Genomic DNA, 1274 nt, shown 5'->3' with positions numbered 1-1274 from the left:
TTCAGGTACTTAGATGTTTCAGTTCCCTGAGTTCGCTTCTTACACCCTATGTATTCAGGTGTAGATACCTTATTAGCGATATCTAGAAACCTCTTCTGCTGAACCCTCGAACCCGGTATTGCCGGGTCTGTTCTGTCCTCACGCTGTCGCGACCTTGCGGTCGCTGCGCTGCGGACGGCGCGCCAAACTGTTGGCGACGACCTAAAGGTCTGTATGGGAAGTCCCACGCAAACCGTTCAGAACATTAAAGGTGTCTAGCAAAACAGATTTTCTAGATATCTAAGGTGGGTTGCCCCATTCGGAGATCCATGGATCAAAGCTTATTCGCAGCTCCCCACGGCTTTTCGCAGCGTATCACGTCCTTCTTCGCCTGTGCATGCCAAGGCATCCACCAAATGCCCTTAAAACACTTCATCGTTCTCATTGCCAATGCTCATCAATATAGCTCACCCCAGAGGAGCAAGCGGAAGGGCTACCTTTTACAACCCAACCTTCTCATGATGCCATCAACGTGTTCGATCAGGCCACTTTATTGGAACCACGCCGAGCGGTTCACTTGTGTCCTGATCTTTAAGACCAGCTTCTCGAGATTAAATCCGGGTCCGCGCGGTTAGCAAACGGACATCAATAAGTCGTCAGAGGTGGTTTAGGGCCAAGCCCCAAAACACCAACAACGACCGACCAGAGTGACATGCTTCCGACCTACTCCAGCTCTTCCTCCAGATCCGACCGGCTAGGTCATCCTTGGTATCATCAGAACCGGGCTCGGACATCCTTGGGCTTTAAAACCCAAAAATACCTGGAAGCATCCAGATCAATCTTCTCTTCACAATTTTGCAGAACAGGCAGCACTCCTAAAAGTGATGCAAACTTTTATTTCTTCAGAAGACAATGGAGCCTCGACAGCCAACGAAGCGAAGCTTCGCAAGGCCAGAGGCCGGCGCCGATCCCGGGTTTTTGCAAAGCAAAATACCCTAGAAGGCGGCCCGTCCGGAGCGCAGCGCTCAAAGAGAGCGACAGCGTCAGGACCAAATATGGTGGAGCTTAACGGGATCGAACCGTTGACCCCCTGCTTGCAAAGCAGGTGCTCTCCCAGCTGAGCTAAAGCCCCAATCGTTTCAACGGAGGCAAAAGCCAATAGGAATTAGCAAAAAGCCCGTCCATCAACACCATAACCCACACGATCTTATCGACTGCGTCCGCCACCCCGACCAGCACCACATTCACCAAGATGAATGGTGGGCCCGGGTAGACTCGAACTACCGACCCCACGC

The 1274-nt window shown here is 52.0% G+C and carries 1 tRNA gene and 1 rRNA gene; both read right to left on the bottom strand.

What is annotated here, in order from left to right:
* Positions 1 to 416 (bottom strand): 23S ribosomal RNA (locus tag IFT66_RS23320); the annotation flags it as partial.
* Positions 417 to 1035: 619 nt separating this feature from the next.
* Positions 1036 to 1111, bottom strand: a tRNA-Ala gene (locus IFT66_RS23315).
* Positions 1112 to 1274: the final 163 nt, after the last annotated feature.

The organism is Rhizobium sp. CFBP 13726 (genome assembly GCF_014841925.1).
Classification (GTDB): Bacteria; Pseudomonadota; Alphaproteobacteria; order Rhizobiales; family Rhizobiaceae; genus Neorhizobium; species Neorhizobium soli.
Note: the sequence above shows the minus strand (reverse complement) of the source record. Positions and strands in the feature narration are given on the sequence as shown.